The sequence below is a fragment of the Streptomyces sp. NPDC030840 genome (assembly GCF_055572015.1).
In genome coordinates this window covers 33,760-52,947 of sequence record NZ_JBVIEE010000010.1, presented here as the reverse complement: position 1 = coordinate 52,947, position 19,188 = coordinate 33,760, and the positions used below count along the sequence as shown (strand labels likewise).

13 protein-coding genes and 1 pseudogene are annotated in these 19,188 nt (G+C 69.5%); 6 read left to right on the top strand and 8 right to left on the bottom strand.

The genetic code is table 11. The annotated features are described in order from the left end of the window. Window positions 1-5 precede the first annotated feature (5 nt). Window positions 6-1,018: pseudogene (locus ACZ49J_RS22275) on the top strand (ABC transporter ATP-binding protein). Window positions 1,019-1,030: 12 nt separating this feature from the next. Here ACZ49J_RS22275 and ACZ49J_RS22270 read toward each other — a convergent pair. From ACZ49J_RS22270 to ACZ49J_RS22235, 8 genes are all read right to left on the bottom strand, one after another. Then, window positions 1,031-1,405, bottom strand: coding sequence for a VOC family protein (locus ACZ49J_RS22270; protein ID WP_467455774.1), 375 nt, complete (start codon window positions 1,403-1,405; stop codon window positions 1,031-1,033). A 294-nt stretch (window positions 1,406-1,699) separates the two neighbouring features. Continuing rightward, the gene (locus ACZ49J_RS22265; RefSeq protein ID WP_467455773.1) at window positions 1,700-2,836 is read right to left on the bottom strand and encodes an ABC transporter ATP-binding protein; all 1,137 of its coding nucleotides are present in this window, start codon (window positions 2,834-2,836) and stop codon (window positions 1,700-1,702) included. A 13-nt stretch (window positions 2,837-2,849) separates the two neighbouring features. Further along, window positions 2,850-3,911, bottom strand: a complete 1,062-nt coding sequence (locus tag ACZ49J_RS22260) for an ABC transporter ATP-binding protein (RefSeq protein WP_467455772.1) — start codon at window positions 3,909-3,911, stop codon at window positions 2,850-2,852. 15 nt (window positions 3,912-3,926) lie between these two features. Beyond that, complete coding sequence (locus tag ACZ49J_RS22255) at window positions 3,927-4,904, bottom strand: ABC transporter permease (RefSeq protein ID WP_467455771.1); 978 nt, start codon at window positions 4,902-4,904, stop codon at window positions 3,927-3,929. A gap of 98 nt (window positions 4,905-5,002) precedes the next feature. Then, the gene (locus ACZ49J_RS22250; RefSeq protein WP_467455770.1) at window positions 5,003-6,796 is read right to left on the bottom strand and encodes an ABC transporter substrate-binding protein; all 1,794 of its coding nucleotides are present in this window, start codon (window positions 6,794-6,796) and stop codon (window positions 5,003-5,005) included. 101 nt (window positions 6,797-6,897) lie between these two features. Next, a complete protein-coding gene (locus ACZ49J_RS22245; RefSeq protein ID WP_467455769.1) occupies window positions 6,898-7,941 on the bottom strand; it encodes an ABC transporter permease in 1,044 nt (347 codons plus the stop codon). Window positions 7,942-8,392: 451 nt separating this feature from the next. Further along, the gene (gene typA, locus ACZ49J_RS22240; RefSeq protein ID WP_467455768.1) at window positions 8,393-10,300 is read right to left on the bottom strand and encodes a translational GTPase TypA; all 1,908 of its coding nucleotides are present in this window, start codon (window positions 10,298-10,300) and stop codon (window positions 8,393-8,395) included. Between the two features lie 332 nt (window positions 10,301-10,632). Beyond that, window positions 10,633-12,726: an ABC transporter family substrate-binding protein gene (locus tag ACZ49J_RS22235; RefSeq protein WP_467455766.1), complete on the bottom strand. Its 2,094-nt coding sequence runs from the start codon at window positions 12,724-12,726 to the stop codon at window positions 10,633-10,635. A gap of 382 nt (window positions 12,727-13,108) precedes the next feature. On the opposite strand from ACZ49J_RS22235, the gene ACZ49J_RS22230 reads away from it, so the two are divergent. From ACZ49J_RS22230 to ACZ49J_RS22210, 5 genes are all read left to right on the top strand, one after another. Further along, window positions 13,109-13,399 carry a hypothetical protein gene (locus ACZ49J_RS22230; protein WP_467455765.1) on the top strand — a complete coding sequence of 97 codons (291 nt, stop codon included), beginning with the start codon at window positions 13,109-13,111 and terminating at the stop codon, window positions 13,397-13,399. Between the two features lie 174 nt (window positions 13,400-13,573). Continuing rightward, complete coding sequence (locus ACZ49J_RS22225; RefSeq protein WP_467455764.1) at window positions 13,574-14,395, top strand: hypothetical protein; 822 nt, start codon at window positions 13,574-13,576, stop codon at window positions 14,393-14,395. 17 nt (window positions 14,396-14,412) lie between these two features. Continuing rightward, complete coding sequence (locus ACZ49J_RS22220) at window positions 14,413-16,347, top strand: fumarate reductase/succinate dehydrogenase flavoprotein subunit (protein ID WP_467455762.1); 1,935 nt, start codon at window positions 14,413-14,415, stop codon at window positions 16,345-16,347. After that, entirely contained in the window at window positions 16,344-17,117 is a 774-nt protein-coding gene (locus ACZ49J_RS22215) for a succinate dehydrogenase/fumarate reductase iron-sulfur subunit (RefSeq protein ID WP_467455761.1), read from the top strand. Before ACZ49J_RS22220 ends, ACZ49J_RS22215 begins: the two co-directional genes overlap by 4 nt. 210 nt (window positions 17,118-17,327) lie before the next feature. Continuing rightward, on the top strand, window positions 17,328-18,848 hold the full coding sequence (locus tag ACZ49J_RS22210) for a hypothetical protein (RefSeq protein WP_467455759.1): 1,521 nt from the start codon (window positions 17,328-17,330) through the stop codon (window positions 18,846-18,848). Window positions 18,849-19,188 lie beyond the last annotated feature (340 nt).

Genomic DNA, 19,188 nt, shown 5'->3' with positions numbered 1-19,188 from the left:
ACGCCATGACCAGCACGGACCCGCTCCTGGACGTCAGCGGTCTGACCAAGCACTTCCCGATCCGCGGCGGTTTCCCCGTCAAACGAACGGTCGGGGCGGTGCGGGCCGTCGACGGCCTGGACTTCCAGGTCGCCGAGGGCGAGAGCCTGGGCCTGGTCGGCGAGTCGGGCTGCGGCAAGTCCACCACGGGCCGGCTGATCACCCGGCTCCTGGAGCCGACCAGCGGCAGGATCACGTACGCCGGCCGGGACATCACGCACGCGAGCCGCAAGCAGCTCACGTCCGTCCGCCCCGAGATACAGATGATCTTCCAGGACCCGTACTCCTCGCTCAACCCCCGGCAAACGGTCGGCGCCATCATCAGGTCCCCGATGGAGATCCACGGCATCAACCCGGTGGGCGGCCGCGAACGACGGGTCCGTGAGCTCCTGGAGACGGTCGGCCTCAACCCCGAGCACTACAACCGCTTCCCGCACGAGTTCTCCGGCGGCCAGCGGCAACGCATCGGCGTGGCAAGGGCGCTGACGCTGTCCCCGAAGCTGATCGTGGCGGACGAACCGGTCTCGGCGCTGGACGTCTCGATCCAGGCCCAGGTCGTGAACCTCCTCCAGACCCTCCAGAGGGACCTGGGCATCGCCTTCGTCTTCATCGCCCACGACCTGGCGGTGGTCCGCCACTTCTCCCAGCGGGTCGCGGTGATGTACCTGGGCCGCATCATGGAGATCGCGAACCGCTCCGACCTGTACGACACCCGCGCCACCCGTACACCCGGGCCCTGCTCTCGGCGGTCCCCGAGGTCACCGACCACGCCCCGCGCCGCGAACGCATCCTCCTGACCGGCGACGTCCCCTCCCCCATCGACCCGCCCTCCGGCTGTCGCTTCCGCACCCGCTGCTGGAAGGCGACCGGCCTGTGCGCGACCGAGACACCGCCGCTGGCCAGGATCGAGGGCAACGGAACGGGGCACCTGACGGCCTGCCACCATCCGGAACCCGCACGAACGGCCATCGCCGCGTAGGGCTTGGAGGCCCTAGTCCAACTCCCCCCGCTCCACGCAGAACTCATTGCCCTCGGGGTCGGCCAGCACGACCCAGCCGCGCCCGTCGGGCCGCGTGCGGTCCGCGACCAGCGTGGCCCCGAGCCCGATCGCCCGCTCGACCTCCTCGGCACGGGTGCGCCCCTGGGGACGCAGGTCGAGGTGCACCCGGCTCTCGGCCGGCTTGCCCTCGTCCACCCGCACGAACAGCAGCCTCGGGCCACCGGCCGGGTCCGCGATCAGGGCCTCGGGATCACCGGGCTTGTCGTCGTCGGCGAGCGGCCGTCCGAGCAACTCGCTCCAGAACAGGCCGAGATCGTAGGGATCGCCGGTGCAGCTGAACGTGATGCTGTGGATCACGGGGTTCAACGAATGCCTCCAGAGGGCTGGTCGGGTCCCCGGGGAGCATTGCCCGGAGTCCGGCCCCCTGTCGAACGATTAATCCCCGCGCCGGCGGTTGACCACGCGTTCTCCCATGTCACTCCGCGCACCGCACGCGAGGCACTCCCCCCGCACGGGCAGTTCGTGTCCGAGACCCGCGACCCCGCCGTACGGGCGTCGCCAAGAAACGGTTCGGGACCGGGGGCAGGGGCCCTTCGCCCCGCCTCCAGTCCCGAGACCGTCACCGTCGTACGCCCGGCCAGTACGTGCCGACCTGTGTCGTCAGTCCTTGCCGACCTGCGCCTCGGACGCGGTGTCCTGCTCCAGCGCCCTCAGCGCCGGGTCCATCACGACGTCCTCGTCGCGGGCCTCGGTGGTCGGCTCCTCCGGGAAGTGGCAGGCCGTCAGGTGGCCCTCACGGTTGCCGGAGATCTGGACCAGCGGCGGCTCCTCGGAGGCGCACTTGTCCTGCGCCTTCCAGCAGCGGGTGCGGAAGCGGCAGCCGGAGGGCGGGTGGATGGGGGAGGGCACGTCGCCGGCGAGGCGGATGCGCTCGCGCGGCTCGCCCTCGTCCTCCACGGTGACCTCGGGAACGGCCGAGAGCAGGGCGTGGGTGTAGGGGTGCCGGGGCCGGTTGTAGATGGAGTCCCGGTCGCCGACCTCCACCACCTTGCCGAGGTACATCACGGCCACGCGCTGCGAGAAGTGCCGGACGATCGCGAGGTCGTGCGCGATGAACAGGAAGGCGATGCCGAGCTCCTCCTGGACCTTCTGGAGGAGGTTCACCACCTGCGCCTGGATGGACACGTCCAGCGCGGAGACCGGCTCATCCGCGACGATCAGCTTCGGGTTCAGCGCCAGGGCACGGGCGACGCCGATGCGCTGGCGCTGGCCACCGGAGAACTCGTGCGGGAAGCGGTTGTAGTGCTCCGGGTTGAGGCCGACGAGCTCCAGGAGCTCACGGACCTTCTTCTCCCGGCCGCCCTCCGGCTCGATCCCGTTGACCTCCATCGGCGACTTGATGATCGAGCCGACGGTCTGCCGCGGGTTCAGCGAGGAGTACGGGTCCTGGAAGATCATCTGGATCTCGGACCGCACGGGCGCCAGCTGCTTGCGCGAGGCGTGCGTGATGTCCCGGCCCGCGTACGTGATCTTCCCGCTGGTCGGCTCCAGGAGCCGGGTGATCAGCCGGCCCGTGGTCGACTTGCCGCAGCCGGACTCGCCGACCAGGCCGACGCTCTCGCCGACGCCGACGGTCAGGTCCACGCCGTCGACGGCCTGCACGGCGCCGACCTTGCGTTTGATGGGGAACCCGCCGTAGATCGGGAAGTGTTTCGTCAGTCCCTGGACCTCAAGGAGGGTCTCGGTCGACGTACCGGTGGAGCCCTGCTGTGTGGGGAGGGTGAGGTTGTCGCTCATGTCTCGGATCTCCCTAGCGCAGCCGGGGCTGGATCTTGTCGATGAAGATGGTCTGCTTCTGCTCCGCCGTCAGGTGGCACGCCGAGGCACGCCCCTCGCCCAGCGGCGGACGCGTGTCCGTGCACAGCGTGCCCGGCACCTCGTCCTTGAACACGCACCGCGGGTGGAAGGGGCAGCCCGACGGCGGGTTGAGCAGGGAGGGCGGGGAGCCCGGGATCGGCGTCAGCGTCTCGTGGATGTCGCCGTCGAGGCGCGGCATCGAGCTGAGCAGGCCCCACGTGTACGGGTGCTTGGGCGTGCCCAGCACCTCCTTGACGCTGCCGCGCTCCACGGCCCGGCCCGCGTACATCACGAGCAGGTCGTCGGCCATGTTGGAGATGACGCCGAGGTCGTGGGTGATGAAGATGATCGCGGAGCCGAACTCCTGCTGGAGGTCCTTCAGCAGGTCCAGGATCTGCGCCTGCACGGTCACGTCGAGCGCGGTGGTCGGCTCGTCGGCGATCAGCAGGTCCGGGTCGCACATCAGCGCCATGGCGATCATCGCGCGCTGGCGCATACCGCCGGAGAACTGGTGCGGGTAGTCGTCGAAGCGCACCTTGGGCTGCGGGATGCCGACCTTCTCCAGCATCTGGACGGCCCGGTCCTTGGCGTCCTTCTTGTTGGCGCCGGTGTGCTTCATGAACGGCTCGGAGAGCTGCCGGCCCACCGTGTAGTACGGCGACAGCGCCGTCAGCGGGTCCTGGAAGATCATCGCCATCTTGTTGCCGCGGAGCTGCTCCAGCTCCTTCTCGGTGGCGGTGACGAGTTCCTTGCCGTCGAGGACGATCTCGCCGTCGATGGTCGTGGTCCGCGGGTTGTGCAGGCCGAGGATCGTCAGGTTGGTGACGGACTTGCCGGAGCCGGACTCACCCACGATGCCCAGGGTCCTGCCGCGCTCGACGTCGAAGGAGAGACCGTCGACGGCCTTGACGATGCCGTCCTCGGTGGAGAACTGCACCCGCAGATCACGGACCGAGAGGAAGCTCTCGGACCCGGACGGGGCCGGGGCGTCCTCGGTCTTGGTCAGTGTGGTCACGGTGGTTCGTTCTTCCTAGGAGAGCCGGACGCGCGGGTCGATGTAGGCGTAGGCGATGTCGGTGAGGATGTTCACGATGAGGATGAAGAAGGCCCCGAACATCATGACGCCCATCGTCAGCGGGAGGTCCTTGGTGGTCGCGCCGTTCACGGCCAGACGTCCGATGCCCTGGAGGGAGAAGGTGAGTTCGGTGACGACGGCACCGCCGAGCATGGAGCTGATGTCGATGCCGAGGACGGTGACGATCGGGATCATCGAGCCGCGCCAGGCGTAGCGGAAGAAGACGAACTTCCGCGGCATGCCCTTCGCGCGAGCGGTGCGGACGTGCTCCTCCGCCAGCTGCTCGATCATCGAGGCCCGGGCCATACGCGTGTACTGCGCGGTGAAGATGGTGGCCATCACACACACCGGGATGGACATGCCGATGAACCATCCGGCCGGGTCCTCGGTGATGGGCACGTACTTCGGGTCCTCCATCCAGCCCGTGCTGTAGACGAGGATCGTCAGCACGATCGGGCCGAGGAAGTAGATCTGGAAGGAGCTCAGCACCATGGACGTGCCCGTGGCCGCCTTGTCGAGCATGGAGCCCCGCTTGTAGGCGGCGAGCATGCCGGCGCCCACACCGATGATCAGGAAGCAGACCGCGCCACCGGCGGTCAGCGTGAGGGTGGTCGGGAACCGGTCCAGGATCGTGTCCCAGACCATGTCGCCCGAGTAGAACGACTGGCCGAGGCACGGCGCGGCGCAGTGGCCGTCGGGGAAGTCACGGCCCACGACGATGCCGGACATGAAGTCCCAGAACTGCTGGGCGATCGGCAGGTTGAGGCCGAGCGCCTGACGGATCTCCTCCAGTCTCGCCGGGGTGCAGTCCCTGCCACAGGCCAGAGAGGCATAGTCGGACGGCGCGGCGACGAAGAGGAAGAAGGTGGTGGCGCCGATCAGGAACAAGGTGACGACGGCACCGACCAAGCGCCGGATGATGAACTGAAGCATGGCGGGGAGGCTGCTCTCTGCGGAGACGGTGGAAGGTTTCACGGAACCGCGGGAGTGCGCTCCGCCTGGTGCGCACCCCCGCGATCAGCCGTAGGACGTTACGACTTCAGGAAGAGTCCGTTGACGTCGATGTAGCTCGACTCGGTGCTGTAGCGGGCACCGCCGATGTTCGAACCGTGGAGCTGGAACTGCTTGACGTACCACAGCGGAGCGGCCGGGTTGACCTTCTCGAGGATGTAGTGGTGCGCCTCCTGCCAGGTCTTCTCCGCCTCGGTCGGCTCCTGGGTCAGGGCCTTCTTGATCAGCGCCTGGACCTGGGGGTCGTTGACGTGCGAGTAGTTCGGCGAACCGTCGGCGATCTGGTCACCGTCGTAGACCGGCGTGACGACCGTACCGGCGGACGGCCAGTCCTGGCCCCAGCCGCTGATGTAGATGTCGTAGGGGTTGTCCAGCTTGCCGATCTGCTCGTAGTAGCTCGCGCCGTCGACCTCCTTGGAGACGACGTCGATGCCGACCTTGGTCAGCGCGTCCTCGATGGCCACCTTGCGCTTCTGGCCCTGCTCGGTGTTGGCGTAGGCGAAGACGAGCTTCTTCTCGGAGGCCGGGACGTCCTTCAGGAGTTCCTCGGCCTTCTTGATGTTGCCCTGGGGCGTCTTCAGGCGGCCGTACGGGTCGTAGGAGGGTTCGTAGCCCGGCAGGGTCGGGGCGAACAGGTTCTGGGCGACGTCGCCTCCGTAGGCACCGCCCTCACCGGCGATGAGCGACTTGGAGTTCACCGCGTAGGTGATGGCGTCGCGGACCTTCTTGTTCTTGACCCGGTCCAGGTTGAAGTTCAGCACCTGGACGTAGGGCGCGTAGCCCTTGACGGTGCGCTTGTTGACGGCCGGGTCGGAGATGACGTTCTGGATCTGGGTGGACTCGACGCTGCCGGTGAGCTGGATGGCGTTCTTGGACGCACCCTGGTCGGCGATCAGACGCTTCGTCTGGGTCGACTCGGTGACACCGAAGTCGAAGTTCCAGCCGTCAACGTACTGGTGGCGGACGGCGTCGGTCTTCGGGTCCCACTGGTCGTTCTTCACCAGCTTCATGGACTTGCCGACCTTGTACTCGGCGATCTTGTAGGGGCCGAGGGCGACCGGGGCCTTGTCGTACTTCTCCTTCGTGTCGGTCTTCTCCGGAACGATGGCGTAGCCCGGCATGGCCAGCGTCTGCGGCAGGTCGGGGCGCGCCGTGTCGAAGTGGAAGACGACCGTCTTGTCGTCCGGCGTCTCCAGGACGCTGTCCGGCAGGTGCTTCTTGCCGTAGCCGCCGTCGGGCAGTGCCTCGCGGTACTTCGGGCCGCTCAGCCAGGTCTGCACGTAGGTGGGACCGTCGAAGATGAACTTGGCGTACTGGCGCTCGATGGTGTGGCGGACGTCGGCCGAGGTGATCTCGTTGCCGTTCTGGTCCTTGATGCCGTCCTTGAGCGTGAACGTCCAGGTCTTGCCGCCGTCGGAGGACTTGCCGGAGTCGGTCGCCACGTCACCGACGACCGCGACGCCGCCCTTGCCGTCCTCCTTGAAGTTCGTCAGGCCACGGAAGAGCAGGTTGCCGACCTGACCACCGTCGGAGACATAGGTCTGGCCCGGGTCCAGGTGCGAGAGGCCCGCCTCCTGGTAGACCTCGATGGTGCCGCCCTTCTTGGCGCCGGACACCTCCGCGGCCGGTCCGGTGGAGGCCGCCGCGTCAGCGTAGGTGACGGGCTTGGCCTGCGCCGCGGCACCCTTCTGGTCTTCCTTCGAGTCCTTGTTGGAGCTCGTGCCCTTGTTCTCCGAGCAGCCGGTCAGCGCGAGGGAGCCGGCCGCGATGGCGACCACTATGGCGCGTGCTCTGCGCGAGGTGAGCGACTTCATGACGGTGTATGCACCTACCTGTCGGTTGTTATCCATGAGTACTGCCTGACGCGGCTGGTAGGCCGACGCGGGGGCGGCAGTCACCCCCCACCAATGGACGATCAGCGCCCGGACTTGGGGTCGAAGGCATCCCGTACGGAGTCTCCGAGAAGGTTGAAGCACAGGATGAAGATCACCAGCGCCACACCGGGGAAGAACATGAACGCCGGGTCCTGCTCGGCGTACTTGGCGCCGGCGGCGAACAGTCGCCCCCAGTCCGGAGTCGGTTCGACGAAGCCGACCCCGGCGAAGGAGAGGAAGGCGATGGTGAGAATCGTGCTCGGGAGCTGGTAAGTGAACTGCACCAGGATCGGCGAGACGACGTTCGGCAGGATCTCCTTGCGGACGATCCGCCAGGGCGAGGCACCCGACACCTTCGCCGCCTCCACGAACTCCCGCTCACGCAGCGACAGCACGGTGGAGCGCACCAGTCGGGCCATGCCCATCCAGCCCAGCAGCCACAGCACGATCAGGATCGCCACCGCCCGGAAGTAGGTGGGCGTCTCCTCCTCCGGGTCCACGAAGAACGCGGTGACCACGGGCATGAAGGCGATGAAGAACAGCTGCTGCGGGAAGGACAGGAAGAAGTCGGTGACGCGGCCGATCCAGTAGTCGGTGCGGCCACCGAAGTAACCACCGATCAGACCGATGATGACGCCGGTCACCATCAGCAGCACGGTCACACCCAGCGCCATGTAGAGCGAGGTGCGCATGCCGTACATCAGCATGGCGAACAGGTCACGCCCGTACTGGGGTTCGACGCCGAACCAGTGCTCGCCCGAGACTCCTCCGAACCAGCCGAGCGGGAGACCGAAGTCGTCCAGCACCGGGTTGTCCGCGTACGTGGGGTCCTGGCCGTACAGCGTGTACGGGTTGGTCCCACTGATCGAGGTCAGCAGCGGCGCCAACAGGGCGATGACGAAGTAGAAAATCACTACCCCGGCACAGAACATGCCGGTACGGTCACGCCTGAAGCGCTGCCACATCAGCTGGCCGGGGGAACGGCCCTCAAGCTTCTTCGGCTCGTCGGCCTTGCTGGCGGAGGCCAGTTCGGGGTCCAAGGCGACCGACGGACCCGAGCCCTCGGCCTTGGTTGGACTGGTCATGTGTGTTCTTCCCCCGGGGGATGGAGAGTTGAGCGCAGCACAGATACCGGCGGGTTCTGTGGTTTGGGGGAACTTTCGCCAAGTGAGTCAACGCGCGTCAAGGGCGAAAGACATAGGGATCTCCCTACCGTCCATATTTTGAGCAAAAATTGCAAAGATTGACACCTGAACGCGCTTGACAGGTGAGACGAAGACTTCGCGAAACGGACATTCGCGGAGGGATTTTTGTTTACATGTCCGAAACTTGATCGCTGCAACACCGATATCCGAACAGCGCCTCACAGTCCACGGACAGCAAAGTCGACGCGACCGCGGCGGTGCACTTCGGCGCACGGACGGGCGGGCGCGAGGACCGGCCGGCCCGTCGCCGTGGACGACCATACGCGCACACGGAAGGCCCGGTTCCCTCCTTGCGGGAACCGGGTCCTCCACAGGCCTCGGTGACGGTGTGTCAGCCGTGCTTGGCGCGGCTCGCGGCGCGGGCCCGCTCGCGGGCGTCCAGGTTCACCTTGCGGATGCGTACGGCCTCCGGGGTGACCTCGACGCACTCGTCGTCGCGGCAGAACTCCAGCGACTGCTCCAGGGAGAGCTTGCGCGGCGGGACGATCGACTCGGCCACGTCGGCCGTCGACGACCGCATGTTGGTGAGCTTCTTCTCCTTGGTGATGTTCACGTCCATGTCGTCGGAGCGCGAGTTCTCGCCGACGATCATGCCCTCGTACACCTCGGTGCCGGGCTCCACGAACAGGACGCCGCGCTCCTGGAGGTTCGTCATCGCGAAGGCGGTGACGGCACCGGCGCGGTCGGCCACCAGGGAGCCGTTGTTACGGGTCTGGAGGGCGCCGAACCAGGGCTCGAAGCCCTCGTGGATGGAGTGCCCGATGCCCGTGCCGCGGGTCTGGGTCAGGAACTCCGTGCGGAAGCCGATCAGACCGCGCGAGGGGACGACGAACTCCATGCGCACCCAGCCCGAACCGTGGTTGGACATGTTGTCCATGCGGCCCTTGCGCACGCCCATGAGCTGCGTGACGGCGCCCATGTGCTCCTCGGGCACGTCGATCGTCATGCGCTCGACCGGCTCGTACACCTTGCCGTCGACGTCCTTGGTGACGACCTGCGGCTTGCCGACGGTGAGCTCGTAGCCCTCCCGGCGCATGGTCTCGACGAGGATCGCGAGGGCCAGCTCGCCACGGCCCTGGACCTCCCAGGCGTCCGGCCGCTCGGTGTCGAGGACGCGCAGGGAGACGTTACCGATGAGCTCGCGGTCGAGGCGGTCCTTGACCTGGCGGGCGGTTACCTTGCGGTCCTTCACCGCCGCCTTCGCGTCGGCGCCCTTGCCGGTGCCGCCGCGGCCGACCAGCGGCGAGGTGTTGGTGCCGATGGTCATGGAGATCGCGGGCTCGTCGACCGTGATCAGCGGGAGCGGGACCGGGTTCTCGGTGTCGGCGAGGGTCTCACCGATCATGATGTCCGGGATACCGGCGACGGCACAGATGTCACCCGGGCCGGCCTTCTCGGCGGGCTTGCGGGTGAGCGCCTCGGTCATCATCAGCTCGCTGATGCGGACGTTGCTGATGGAGCCGTCGCGCTTGATCCAGGCGACCGTCTGGCCCTTGCGCAGCTCGCCCTGCTCGACGCGGAGCAGCGCGATGCGGCCGAGGAAGTTGTCGGCGTCCAGGTTGGTGACGTGGGCCTGGAGCGGGGCCTCCTCGTCGTAGGTCGGCGCCGGGATGTGGTCCAGGATCGTCGAGAAGAACGGCTCCAGGCTGGTGGAGTCGGACGGGACCGTGCCGTTGTCCGGCTTGGTCAGCGAGGCGATGCCGTCGCGGCCGCAGGCGTAGACGATCGGGAACTCGATCTGCTCCTCGTCCGCGTCCAGGTCGAGGAAGAGGTCGTAGGTCTCGTTCACGACCTCGTCGATACGGGCGTCCGGGCGGTCCGTCTTGTTGATGCACAGGATGACGGGCAGCCGGGCCTGCAGGGCCTTGCGCAGCACGAAGCGGGTCTGGGGCAGGGGGCCCTCGGAGGCGTCGACGAGCAGGACGACGCCGTCGACCATCGACAGACCGCGCTCGACCTCGCCGCCGAAGTCGGCGTGGCCGGGGGTGTCGATGATGTTGATGGTGATCGGTTCCCCGCCGTCCTTCGGGTGATACTTCACCGCGGTGTTCTTGGCGAGGATCGTGATGCCTTTCTCACGCTCCAGGTCGTTCGAGTCCATCATGCGGTCGTCGACGGAGTCGAGCTGGTGCGCGGCGAAGGCGCCGGCCTGCTTGAGCATGGCGTCGACGATCGTCGTCTTCCCGTGGTCGACGTGGGCGACGATGGCTACGTTGCGGATGTCGTGGCGCGTGGCCATATTGCGGCGTTCTCCCGGAGTGTGAGGACGGTCTCGCGGACGGCTGCGTCTCGCGGACCCTGCCGGGCTGGACACGCCACGGCCTCACCCCATGGTACGGGTGCGCTGCCGCTGGGCTTGGCCGGGAGGTGTGGGGGACCTTCTTTTGTGAGGTACTCGACTACGGAGTTCGGCGGGTTGCGTCTCGTCTGCTGGGTTGGGGTTGTGTGGCGGGTGCGGGTCGGTTGTGGCTGGTCGCGCAGTTCCCCGCGCCCCTGAATGCCTTGGGCGCGCCCTCGGCCGATAGGGCCCCGAAGCCTTGTCGGGGCGCCCCCCAGTCGATATGCGAGCCCTCAGCGGCGCTCCGACTTCTTCAGGAAGCCCATGTCCTCGTAGACCGGGGTCCGGAAGCCGAAGGCGCCCGCGTTGGCCAGGTTGGTGCGGGTGGCCACCAGTTGGGGGCGCTGGTAGAGGGGGATCGAGCCGGCGGCGGCCCAGATGCGGGCGTCGGCCTTGCGGATCAGGGAGCGGGACTCGTTCTCGTCCAGCGTGGCGATGGCCTGGTCGAAGAGCTGGTCGACCCGGTCGGTGCCCACGCGCGTGTAGTTCTGCTCGATGCTCAGCGAGCCGTCCGCGCCGGGGACCGGCTTGGCGTAGATGGGGCGGGCGTCGGTGGCGGGGTAGGCGGAGGCGGGCCAGGAGTACAGCGCGAGGTCGTACTCGCCGTTCGCGATGTGGTCCTTGAAGTAGCTCTCGTCGGGGACCTTGGTGATCTCGGTGCGGATGCCGACGCGGTCCAGCATGCGCGCGATGCGCTTGCCGACCGCCCGCAGGGACTGTGAGCCGGGTCCGGACGGCAGCACGAAGCGCAGGCTGAGCGCCTTTCCGTCCTTGGCGAGCGGGCCCTTCATGGCGGGTGCGTGGGTGCCCACCGGGGCGTACGCGCCCGGAGGGTCCTGTTTGTCGTCGTCGTGCGCCTTGTTGTCCTCGCCGACGACGTACGTTCCGCCGTCGGCCTCCCGGGAGTCCGTCTTCTCGGAGCGCTCGGAGTCAGTGGATCCGGAGTGCTTCCTGCCCTCGGCTCCGGCCGCCTTCTTGTCCTTCTTGACCGGGCCGCCCGGTACCCACCCGGCGTCGGCGAGCAGGGCCTTCGCCTCCTTGGTGTCCTCGCCGCCGAGGGCGCCGCTGTTGTCGGCGTACGCGGCCTGGCCGGCGAGCGCGACATGGCTGCCGACGGGGACGGCGGGCAGCCCGAGCGGCTTCAGGACGAGGGCGGCGAGCTGCTCGCGGTTCAGGGCCCGGGCCACGGCACGGCGGACGCGTTCGTCGGTGAGGGGGCCCTCGGCGCCGTTGAGGGCGAGCTGGGTGTAGGCGGGCTCCAGGGACTTGCGGACCTCGAAGCCGCGCAGGGCGGACTGCTGCCTCGCGTACGCGGAGAGCGCCCTGCCCCGCTTGCCGCGGGCGCGGTTGTCGTCGGCGGCCTTCTCGCCGGACTCGTGCCCGGCCTTCCCCGAGTCCAGGGCCCGGTCGGAGTTCCGCCCGGTGGCGTTCTGGTCGCCCTCGGTCCGTCCGGCGCGGTCGATCCGCCGGGCGTCCGCCGCGTCGATCTCCGCGATGTCGACCTTGCCGTCGGCCAGTGCCTCCGCCCGGTCGTGGCGTGGCACGGCGCGCAGCACCAGTTCCTTGAGCTTCGCGGGGCGGCCCCACCACCGGGGGTTGCGGGTGAGGGTGACCTTGCCGCCCTTGCGGTCGACCTCCTTGAGGTTGAAGGGGCCTGCGGTGACCTTCAGCTTGCGCCTGGCACGGTCGTTGAAGGCGTCCGGGTTGCCCGTGACCTCCTTCGGGTACAGCGGTGTGAACAGCGACTTCCAGTCGGCGTACGGCCTGCTGAAGGTGACCCGCACCTGGAGGTCGTTGGCCCCCCGCTCGATCTTCTCGATCCGGTCGTACCCGGCGTTGCGGGCCGTCCAGTACGTGGAGTCCCGGCCGGACAGGGCGCGCCACTGGGCGGCGAAGTCGGCGGCGGCGATCTCGCGGCCGTCGCTCCAGACGGCCCGCTGGTGGAGCTTGTAGAGCACGACCTGCTTCGGCTCGCGCTCGATGATCTCGGCTGACTCCAGGTAGTCGGTGTTCCGCTCCGGCCTGCCGTCCGCGTCCATCCGGTACATCGACGGCAGGACGGCTCCGGCGATCCGCGCGGTGGCGGCGTCGGCGTCCGACTGGAAGGTGTTGAGCGTCTCGGGCACGGCGTCCACGGCCCAGCGCAGGGTGCCCCCGTCGGCGACCTGGTCGCGTTCGGCGGGCGCGATGTCCTGTCCGGCGAGGGGTCTGCCGGCCGGGTCGTCCTCGCCGCACGCGGTGAGCACCGGTGCCGCGAGCACGCCCGCGGCAAGGAACGCGACCGAGCGCAGCGCCGCGCGCGGTCCGACTCGGTCGTCGGCCTTCACTGCCACCTCCGGGTGTCGCCGTGCCACTCCGTCGCCGTCGCGGCGGAGGACAGGTCCACTTTGATCACGTTCGGGGTATATTGGGGCGATATAGAGCTGATCGGATCGATCAGACTGATGGGCCCACTGAAGGCGAGAAGGCGCGAGTGGACGCGACGACACGGCGAGACGCGGGGCGAAGCCCACCCGCGCGGCGCAACCCGCTCCGCGCCCGCCGGCGCGTGCCCGGAGTGCGCCGGGAGCGCGTGGCGGCGCGTTCCGGGGGTTGCGATCCGCCAATCCGTGCACATGCCTTCACAGCGGCTCGTGTGACGCGCAACACTCTCAGGCGCATGAACGTCGCCGTCCAGGGTTCGACAGCCCACGGAAGTGAGGTCACGTCATGTCCGTGCACGACGAACTGACATCGGTCCAGCGCTGCCTCGAAGACCTGTTCCGGTCCGTAGGCCGCCTGGAGCAGCAGCTCGGCAGCGGCGGGCTCGATATGCGCCGGGTCCGCGCCGACGCCGATCACCTGCGCGAAAGCGTCGCGCTGCTGCGCGACGCGGCACCAGGGCTCGGGCAGCACCGGCGGCCCGAACTCCTCACGATCCCCGACACCCCGTACGACAGCGCGCTGTGGACGGACACGGACGACGAGGGACTCGGCGCCCGCGACCGCCACGCGCCCTGAGCGCCGTCCGTGGAGCCGGGTGCGTACTGGCGAGTGAGCCGAAGGGGCGCGCCGGTGTCGAGAGGCCGAGCGCGCGGAGGCCCGACGAAGGAGGGCTGAGCACGGTCGGTCTCTCGACACCGGCTCAGGCGCCCCGGAGGCGAACCGAGCCCCTTAAGAGAAGGGCGTCCTACGTTGGCAACTGGTACGGAACCCCATCCGAACAGCGGCGGTGTACGCACCGGCACACGCGCCGCGATCGCCGCTCCGCACCTGCGGACGGACCGCTGGTGGCTGGCGCCCGCCGGCACCGCGGCCGGGCTGCTCGCCTTCATCGTCTACTCGACGTGGCGGGCCTTCGCCGACGCGGACTACTACGCCGCGCCCTACGTCTCGCCGTTCTACTCGCCCTGCCTGGCCGAGCGGTGCGAGCCGATGCACGCCGGGCCCAACTGGGAGATCTTCGGCAGCTGGTGGGGCGTCTCCCCCGCGATCATCATCCTGATCTTCCCGCTGGGCTTCCGCCTGACCTGCTACTACTACCGCAAGGCCTACTACCGCGGGTTCTGGGCGTCCCCGCCGGCCTGCGCGGTCGCGGAGCCGCACAAGAAGTACACCGGCGAGACCCGCTTCCCGCTGATCCTGCAGAACATCCACCGGTACTTCTTCTACGCCGCGATCGTCGTCGCCGGGATCCTCACGTACGACACGGTCCTCGCCTTCCGCGACGAGAACTACGCGTGGGGCCACATGGGCCTCGGCACCGTCGTGTTCCTGGTCAACATCGTGCTGATCTGGGCGTACACCGTTTCCTGCCACTCGTGCCGGCACATCGTCGGCGGCAAGCTCAAGCACTTCTCCAAACATCCCGTTCGGTACCGGATGTGGCGTTACGTCGGGAAGCTCAACGCCCGGCACATGCAGCTGGCGTGGGCGTCACTGGTGAGCGTGGCGCTCGCCGACTTCTACGTCTACCTGGTCGCGTCCGGCGCCTTCGACGATCCGCGCTTCTTCTAGATGGGTGGGGCCTTCTGATGTCCGTGGTCGACCGGCAGGAGTGGGACGTCGTCGTGGTGGGCGCGGGCGGCGCCGGACTGCGCGCCGCCATCGAGGCACGCGAACGCGGCGCCCGTACGGCCGTGATCTGCAAGTCCCTGTTCGGCAAGGCCCACACGGTGATGGCCGAGGGCGGCATCGCGGCCGCCATGGCCAACGTCAACGCGGGCGACAACTGGCAGGTGCACTTCCGCGACACCATGCGCGGCGGCAAGTTCCTCAACCAGTGGCGCATGGCCGAGCTGCACGCGCAGGAGGCGCCCGACCGGGTGTGGGAGCTGGAGACGTGGGGCGCGCTCTTCGACCGTACGAAGGACGGCCGGATCTCGCAGCGCAACTTCGGCGGGCACGAGTACCCGCGCCTGGCCCACGTCGGCGACCGTACGGGCCTGGAGCTGATCCGCACCCTCCAGCAGAAGATCGTCGCGCTCCAGCAGGAGGACTTCAAGGAGACCGGGGACTACGAGTCCCGGCTGAAGGTCTTCCAGGAGTGCACGGTCACGCGCGTTCTGAAGGACGGGGCACGGGTCAGCGGGGTCTTCGCCTACGAGCGCGAGTCCGGCCGCTTCTTCGTCCTGGAGGCACCCGCCGTCGTGATCGCCACCGGCGGTATCGGCAAGTCCTTCAAGGTGACCTCGAACTCGTGGGAGTACACGGGCGACGGACACGCCCTGGCGCTGCTCGCGGGCGCTCCCCTGCTGAACATGGAGTTCGTGCAGTTCCACCCGACGGGCATGGTCTGGCCGCCGTCGGTGAAGGGCATCCTCGTCACGGAGTCGGTGCGCGGCGACGGCGGTGTGCTGCGCAACTCCGAGGGCAAGCGGTTCATGTTCGACTACATCCCCGACGTCTTCAGGGAGAAGTACGCCGAGTCGGAGGAGGAGGGCGACCGCTGGTACGAGGACCCGGACCACAACCGGCGGCCTCCGGAGCTGCTCCCCCGTGACGAGGTGGCGCGGGCGATCAACGCCGAGGTGAAGGCGGGCCGCGGCTCCCCGCACGGCGGTGTCTTCCTGGACGTGTCCACGCGGATGCCGGCCGAGGTCATCCGGCGCCGACTGCCCTCGATGTACCACCAGTTCAAGGAGCTGGCCGACGTCGACATCACCGCCGAGCCCATGGAGGTCGGCCCGACCTGCCACTACGTGATGGGCGGCATCGCGGTCGAGTCGGACACGGCGGCGGCGCGCGGGGTGCCGGGCCTGTTCGCGGCCGGGGAGGTCGCGGGCGGCATGCACGGCTCCAACCGCCTCGGCGGCAACTCGCTGTCCGACCTGCTGGTGTTCGGCCGCCGGGCGGGCTGGCACGCGGCCGAGTACGCGACCGGCCTGGCGGGCGCCCGGCCGCCGGTGGACGACGTCCAGGTCGACGCTGCGGCCGCGGAGGCGCTGCGCCCGTTCTCGGCGGAGGGCGGGGAGCCCGCCGGAGGGCCGCCGGAGAACCCGTACACCCTCCACCAGGAGCTCCAGCAGGCGATGAACGACCTGGTCGGCATCATCCGCCGCGAGCCCGAGATGAAGCAGGCCCTGGAGAAGCTCGCCGATCTCCGGGTCCGGGCACGCAGGGCCGGGGTGGAGGGGCACCGCCAGTTCAACCCGGGCTGGCACCTCGCCCTGGACCTGCGGAACATGCTGCTGGTCAGCGAGTGCGTGGCGCGGGCCGCACTGGAGCGCACGGAGTCGCGGGGCGGCCACACCCGCGAGGACTACCCGACGATGGACCGCAAGTGGCGCCGCACCAACCTCCTGTGCCGGCTGACCGACCCGACGGGCGGTCTGGCGGCGACCGACCCGGTGGCCGGCCAGATCGACCTCACCCCCGAGACAACCGACCCCATCCGACCCGACCTGCTCGCCCTGTTCGACAAGGAGGAGCTGGTCAAGTACCTCGCCGAAGAGGAGCTGTACGAATGAGCGGCTACACGGCCCACTTCAAGGTGTGGCGCGGGGACGTGGGGGGCGGCGGCCTGGAGGACTTCAAGGTCGAGGTGAACGACGGTGAGGTGGTCCTCGACATCATCCACCGCCTCCAGGCCACCCAGGCCCCCGATCTGGCGGTCCGCTGGAACTGCAAGGCGGGCAAGTGCGGCTCGTGCTCGGCGGAGATCAACGGGCGGCCCCGGCTGATGTGCATGACGCGGATGTCGGTGTTCGAGCGGGACGAGACGATCACGGTCACCCCGCTGCGCGCCTTCCCGGTGGTCCGCGACCTGGTGACGGACGTCGGCTTCAACTACGCCAAGGCCCGTGAGGTGCCGTCCTTCGTGCCGCCCGAGGGTCTCGGCCCGGGCGAGTACCGCATGATGCAGGAGGACGTGGACCGCTCGCAGGAGTTCCGCAAGTGCATCGAGTGCTTCCTGTGCCAGGACACGTGCCATGTGGTCCGCGACCACGAGGAGAACAAGCGGGCGTTCGCGGGCCCGCGCTTCCTCATGCGGGTGGCCGAGCTGGACATGCACCCGCTGGACGCCGCCGCGGAATCGGGCCTCGACCGCAAGGCCACGGCCCAGGACGAGCACGGCCTCGGCTACTGCAACATCACCAAGTGCTGCACGGAGGTCTGCCCCGAGGGCATCAAGATCACGGACAACGCCCTGATCCCCCTGAAGGAACGCGCGGTCGATCGCAAGTACGACCCGCTGGTGTGGCTGGGTTCGAAGATCAGCAGGAGGAAATCGTCGTAGAACGACGCCCGTGCCTCCAAGGGCGCGGGGCTGTGTTGAATATGCGGCTCCGCCGCGTGGGCGCGACGACCGGCCACAACGGACACGCGGGCGAGCACCGACAGCAACAGGGCAGACGAGACGCATCAGGTGCGGACTCACCCAAGGGCCCATACCCTCTCAAATGTGACATCGCCCCCGCACCGGAGCCGGTCGCACCCAGGTGTGCGCGTGGCACACGCCGTGCTCGGGGCCTTGGTAGCCCTGGCCTGGCTGGTGCTGCCCGTGACAGGCGCGGGCGGCACGGAGCAGGCACAGGCGCCCCGTCCCACCGTCACCACGGGCCCCGTCGCCCGGGTGGCACAGCCCGACGAGGACAGGATCGCCACCGGCGACCTGATGCTCCCGTTGCTCGCGCTGGGCGCGGCGGGAACCCTCGCCGCGTACGCGTACGTACGGCGGACGCGGCGCGCCAGGACACGCACGACACCGGGCGGCGGGCGCGAGCCGGTCGTGCCGTCGGAGGAACTCGACCGGCGGGGCCGGCGGTTCCTCGTCGAGGTCGACGACTGTGTGCGGACGAGCGCGGAGGAGCTCGGGTACGTCGTGGGGTGGCTCGGCGAGGCCGCGGCGCGGCCCTTCACCCAGGCACTGGAGGACGCGCGGGGCGAACTGGCGGTGGCGTTCCGGCTGCGGCAGGAACTCGACGACACGGCGGACGAGGTGTCCGCCGACGAGAAGCGGGAGACCCTGAAGCAGATCGTCACGCGGTGCGCGGAGGCCGGGCGGCGGCTGGACGCGGAGGCGCCCGCGTTCGACGCGCTTCGGGAGCTGGAGCGGGACGCCACCGGGGCGCTGGAGTTCGCGGAGGCACGCTTCCGGCAGCTGACCGCGCGGACGACGGGCGCGGAGGCGACCCTGGTCGGGCTGCGCGACCGGTACGGCCCTGCGGCCTGCCTGCCCGTCGCGGGCCACGTCGAACAGGCCAAGGACCGGCTGGTGTTCGCCACCGAGCAGCTGGGCCGGGCACGGCGGGCCATGGTCGAGGGCGACCATGATGAGACGGCGGTTCACCTGCGGGCGGCGGAGGGAGCCGTTCACCAGGCCGACGTCTTCGTGACCGGTGTCGACCGGCTGGCCGGCGAACTGGCGACGGCCGAGGAGCGGCTGCCGGCCGTGCTCGCGGAGGTGGAGAGGGCCCTCGGCGCCGGCGGCCTCCCCCGGGACCGTACCGCCGCGACGACCGTGGCGGACGTACGCCGGGAGGTGGCCGTCGTGCCGTACGACCCCCTCGACGCCCTGCGCCGCCTGGCCCGGGCCGCCGCCGCGATGGGTGACTCGCTGCCCGGTGAGTACGCCGCCGACCTGCTCGACGGGGCCCTGCTCACGGCCCGGAGTGCGGTGACCGCGGCGGCCGGTTTCGTCACGACACACCGGGCGGCCGTGGCCGGCCGGGCGCGGACCCGGCTGGCGGAGGCGGAACGTCACTTCTTCCTGGCCCAGGAGAGCTCCTCCCTCTCCGAGGCCCGGCACGCCGACGTGCTGGCCCACGAGGCCCAGCGGCTGGCCTGGCAGGACGTGCGGTCGTACGGGAATCCGTACGCCGGCCCTTTCGGCGGCGGGCTGGCCGGGGCGCTGCTCGGCGGCGTCCTCCTCGGGGAGGCACCCGGCGACCGGGGCGCCCCCCGGGGGCCCGCCTGCTTCGGCGGGCCGGCCACCCGGGGACGGCGGGGCACGCGCGGGCCGCTCTGAGCCCACCGCACTGGACGCCTCCGGCGGGCCACCTCCGCCGGGAGCGGGCCGTGACCCGGCGCTGCTGGGCGGCGTCCTCCTCGGGGAGGCACCCGGCGACCGGGGCGCTCCTCGGGGGCCCGCCTGCTTCGGCGGGTCCCCGACCCGGGGACGGAGGGGTAGGGGCGGGTCGGTTTGAGCCCGCCCTCCGGACGCCTGCGCCCGGCCGCCTCCGCCGGGAGCGGGCCGTGACCCGGCGCTGCTCGGCGGCGTCCTCCTCGGGGAGGCACCCGGCGACCGGGGCGCTCCTCGGGGGCCCGCCTGCTTCGGCGGGTCCCCGACCCGGGGACGGAGGGGTAGG